The sequence below is a fragment of the Amycolatopsis sp. SID8362 genome (assembly GCF_010550475.1).
In the GTDB taxonomy this organism is placed as follows: Bacteria; Actinomycetota; Actinomycetes; order Mycobacteriales; family Pseudonocardiaceae; genus Amycolatopsis; species Amycolatopsis eburnea.
Map to the genome: position 1 here is coordinate 1 of NZ_JAAGNB010001773.1, position 3646 is coordinate 3646.

The following is a 3646-nucleotide window of genomic DNA, read 5'->3' on the forward strand; positions in this document are numbered from 1 at the left end:
ATCCTGCCGCCGCGGCCCGGTCCGGCGAGGGCCGCGGCGAGCCTGCGGACGCCGTTCGCGCTCGCCTGGCGGCTGCACCGCGGCCCGCTGCTCGGCTGGCTGATCGGGGTGGCCGTGGTCGGCGCGGTGTTCGGGTCGATCGCCAGCGGCATCGGCGACCTCGTCGGGTCGAGCCCGCAGGCGCAGCAGATCTTCGAGCGCCTCGGCGGCAGCCACGCGCTGACGCAGGCGTTCCTCGCCGCGATGGCCGGGATGTTCGCCATGGTCGCGTCGCTCTACGGCGTCCAGGCGGCACTGCGGATGCGCGGGGAGGAGACCGCGATCCGGCTCGAACCGGTGCTCGCCACCAGCGTCGGCAAGCTGCGCTGGGCGGGCGGCCACCTGGTGTTCGCGTTCTTCGGCACGGCGGCGCTGCTGCTGGTCGGCGGCCTCTTCATGGGCCTGGCCAACGGCCTGCGCACCGGGGACGTCGGCGGCTCGATCGGCGACACCCTCGCCGGGATGCTCGTCCAGCTGCCCGCGGCCTGGGTGGTGGTCGCGCTCGCGGTGGCGATCTTCGGCCTGGCGCCCGCGTACTCGGCCGCGGGGTGGGCGGTGGGCGCGCTGGCGCTGCTGCTCAGCCTGTTCGGCCCGGTGGTGAACCTGCCGCAGGCGGTGCTGGACGTCTCGCCGTTCCAGCACCCGCCGAAGCTGCCCGGCCAGGAGTTCGCCGCGACGCCGATCGTCTGGCTGCTCGTGGTCGCGGTCGTCGCGCTGGTCGCCGGGCTGGCCGGCTGGCGGCGCCGGGACGTCGGTTAACGAGCACGCAGTTCGCCGCCGGCGCCCACCAGGAGCTGGGCTTGCGGCCCCGCCTTCCCGCAGGCGGGGCCGTTCGGCTCGCTGAACGACGGCGTCACCTCGACGCCGTGGGGCCTGCCGTCGTCGAACCGGACGGTGACCCGGACCGGCTCGGCGGGCAGGCCCGGGACGTCGGCGAAGCCCTGGAGACCGCCGGTGGGAACCATCGACGTGCCGCACGAGGCGTCCGGCCCGGTCCCGGTGCAGGACGTGGGGCCGGCCGCCGTCGCGGGGAAGAGGGCGACCTGGTGGGTGACGCACCGGCCGCCCCAGCAGGCGTCGAGCGTCGCGCGGGTGATGCCGGCCGGGTCGGGCACCGACAGGCCGATGCCGACCGGGGTGCCGATCGCGGTGCAGGCGGCCTCCGGCTCCGCCCCGCACCCGGCGGCGGCGAGCAGGGCCACGGCGAGCCACGGAATCCTTCGCATGACGGCCAGACGGGACCGGCAGCCCGCCCGGTTGCACGCCTCAGTCGCGCCAGCCGCTGGTCAACGGCGCGACCGGAGAGGTCGACGTCGGGGTGAGCGAGGTCGGCGTCGAGGTCACGGTGACCGCCACCCGGCTCGTCGTGGTCGTCGGCGGCGGGGTGTCCACCGAGGTGACGGTGGACGGCGGCGGCGCCGACGCGGTCACGGTGACCGGCACGGCGGGCACGGTGCTGGTCGGCGGCGTCGTGACTTCGGCGGGCTGGGGAGTCGAGCGGCCGGCGATCAGCAGCGCGGCGACGAGCAGCCCGGAGGCGAATCCCGCCAGCCCGGTGACCGCGGCGGAACCCCAGGTAGGCCGTCCACTCATCCGGGCACCCCCTCGCCACGCGCAGCGCAGGTACGAGGACTAACTCGCTTCGATCTTACGTCCCGTTACCCGATGTGCCACGTTGGAACGATGGGGGTGTTGGGGAACCGGGACTTCAGGAGGCTGTGGCTCGCCGACCTCGCGAGCCAGTTCGGCAGCCGGATCGACGTGCTGGCGGTGCCGCTGCTGGCGGTCTCCACGCTGGGCGCGTCGGTCTTCGAGGTCTCCCTGCTGCGCACCGCCGAGACGCTGCCCTACCTGGTGCTCGGCCTGCAGGTCGGCGCCTGGTGCGACCGGATCCGCCAGCGCCCGCTGCTGATCGCCGCCGACGCCGGTCGCGCCGCGCTGATCGCGACGGTCCCGGTCGCCGCCCTCTTCGGCGTGCTGGGGCTGCCCCAGCTGCTCCTCGTCGTCCTGGGGGTCGGGATCCTGGCGTGTTCTTCGACATCGCGCACCAGACGTACGTCCCCCGATTGGTGCCGCGCGAGCAGCTGCCGGAGGCGAACGCGCGGCTCCAGACCAACCTGTCGATGGCGGCGGTCGCGGGCCCCGGCCTGGCCGGGCTGATCGTCCAGGCGCTCGGCGCGGCGACCGCGCTCGCCGCCGACGCCGTCAGCTACGTGTGGTCGGCGCTGTGGCTGGGGCGGATCGAAACCCCGGACGTGCGTCCCGATCCCCGGCCCCGGCGGCTGCTGCGCGAGATCGCCGAAGGGCTGCGGGTGGTGCGCGGCAACCGGATCCTGCTGGCGATCAGCGCGCACGGGGCGGTGTCGAGCCTCTTCCAGTCGGCCCACCTGGCGGTCGTGATCGTCTTCCTGTCCCGGGACGTCGGGCTCTCGGCGTGGGCGATCGGGCTGCTCGGCACCGCGTCGCTGACCGGCGCCCTCACCGCCGGCCTCACCGCGCGGCGGCTCGGCGCGCGGATCGGCCAGGCGCGGGCCCTCTGGGGTGCCGGGGTGCTGTTCGGCCTGGCCTACCAGCTCTACCCGTTCACCGGGCGCGGGTGGGCGCTCGCCTGCTACGTCGCCGCCGGGTTCTTCGCGACCTACGGCGTCATCGTGCTGAACGTCTTCGGGCTGAGCTTCCAGCAGCTGGTCGCGCCGCCGGAGCTGCTGGGCAGGGTCAACTCGGTCACCCACACGCTGGTCCTCGGCGTCGTCCCGCTGGGCAGCCTGCTCGGCGGGGCGCTCGCGACCGCGTTCGGGACGCGGGCGACGCTGCAGATCGCGGCCGCCGGGGTGCTGGCTTCGGCGGCGATCCTGGTGTGCTCGCCGCTGCGGAAGCTGCGTGACCTGAACGACGTCTCAGCGGGACCGCCCTAGTTTCAGGGCATGGACGAGAGCGCGCGGGCGCACCGGCTCTGCGAGGCGGCCCACTCGGCGTGGAAGGCCGGCGACCCGGCGCGGGCGCGGCGGCTGCTGGACGTCATGACCCGGACGGTCCGCGAGCCCGTCGCGCGGCCGCTGACCGGGCGGCTGCGCGGGCTGATCGAGCTGTACAGCGGGCACCTCGCCGCCGCGCAGGACCACCTGACGCGGCTCGCGGACCAGGTCGAACCCGGGCGTGCCGCGCGGCTGCTGTTCCTGGCGATCGACGCCGCGCACCACCGCGACCGGTGGGAGGACGTCGTCGTGCTGGCGCGGCGGATCACCGAGCTGGACTGCGAACCCGGCTACCACGTCCTGGCCGGCTTCCTCGTCGGCGGCGAAGTGCCGGACCCGTGGCGGCTCCTCGACGCGGTGCCGGCGTCGCTCACCGAACGGCACGCCCACCGCTGGCTCGTCCCGATGGCGATCAGCCGCCGCGGACCGCACCGGCAGGCGACCCGGGAGTTCGGGCTCGTCGCCGCGGAACGGCTGCGGGCCAACGGGATCCTCGCCCTGTACGCGGTCCTGCTGACGTGGCTGGCCGAGGCGGAGCTGGACCTGGGCCGCTGGGCCGACGCGCGGGCGCACGCGGAGGAAGCGCTGCGGACCGCCGCCGAGCAGCGCGTGACGTCGGTGGACGCGCACGC

4 protein-coding genes and 2 pseudogenes are annotated in these 3646 nt (G+C 75.3%); 4 read left to right on the forward strand and 2 right to left on the reverse strand.

All coding sequences use genetic code 11. The features are described 5' to 3' along the window. Positions 1-798 (forward strand): annotated as a pseudogene (locus tag G3I65_RS54450) (ABC transporter permease); the annotation flags it as partial. On the opposite strand, the gene G3I65_RS54455 reads toward G3I65_RS54450, so the two are convergent. After that, complete coding sequence (locus G3I65_RS54455; RefSeq protein ID WP_160704290.1) at positions 795-1265, reverse strand: hypothetical protein; 471 nt, start codon at positions 1263-1265, stop codon at positions 795-797. The pseudogene G3I65_RS54450 and the gene G3I65_RS54455 overlap by 4 nt on opposite strands. Positions 1266-1305: 40 nt before the next feature. Beyond that, on the reverse strand, positions 1306-1632 hold the full coding sequence (locus G3I65_RS54460) for a hypothetical protein (RefSeq protein WP_160704292.1): 327 nt from the start codon (positions 1630-1632) through the stop codon (positions 1306-1308). Positions 1633-1722: 90 nt separating this feature from the next. Between G3I65_RS54460 and G3I65_RS58545 the strand changes: the two genes are divergently transcribed. The 3 genes and pseudogenes from G3I65_RS58545 to G3I65_RS54470 form a co-directional block, all read left to right on the forward strand. Continuing rightward, entirely contained in the window at positions 1723-2199 is a 477-nt protein-coding gene (locus G3I65_RS58545) for an MFS transporter (protein WP_255482254.1), read from the forward strand. Next, positions 2109-2954, forward strand: a complete 846-nt coding sequence (locus tag G3I65_RS54465) for an MFS transporter (protein WP_309236114.1) — start codon at positions 2109-2111, stop codon at positions 2952-2954. The genes G3I65_RS58545 and G3I65_RS54465 overlap by 91 nt, the downstream gene beginning before the upstream one ends. A gap of 9 nt (positions 2955-2963) precedes the next feature. After that, a pseudogene (locus tag G3I65_RS54470) lies at positions 2964-3646 on the forward strand (LuxR family transcriptional regulator); the annotation flags it as partial.